Annotated in this window: 1 protein-coding gene; it reads right to left on the reverse strand. The window is 76.1% G+C overall.

Annotation, left to right across the window (positions count from 1 at the left end; genetic code table 11):
• Positions 1–347 (reverse strand): TolC family protein (locus A612_RS10295; protein WP_040436592.1); only part of this gene is annotated, 347 nt, incomplete at both ends.

A 347-nucleotide genomic window follows, 5' to 3' on the forward strand; every position in this document is an offset into this window, starting at 1 on the left:
CCGCCTGCGCCTGCAGGCGCTCCAGCTCGGAAATCACGCCCGCACGCAGCATGCGCTCGGCCGCATCCGCGTGTTCCTGCACGCCCGCCAGCGCCTCGGCGCGCAGCGCGGCCGCGCGCGCCGCCAACTGTGCGCCGAAGTAGCGCTGCACCAGCAGCGTCTGCTGGCTGTCCCGGGTCGCGCTGGCGTCGGCCTCGGCTTCCTCGGCCAGCGCATCGAGCTCGCCGCGCACTGCGTCGCCCAGGCCGCCGACATAGATCGGCCACAGCAGCGAGACGCTGGCCGAGGCGCGGCTGGCCTCGCGCTGCAGGCCCAGGCTGCCGGGCAACTGCGGCAGGCGGTCGCCG

Source organism: Melaminivora alkalimesophila (assembly GCF_000282995.1).
Lineage (GTDB): Bacteria > Pseudomonadota > Gammaproteobacteria > Burkholderiales > Burkholderiaceae_C > Melaminivora > Melaminivora alkalimesophila.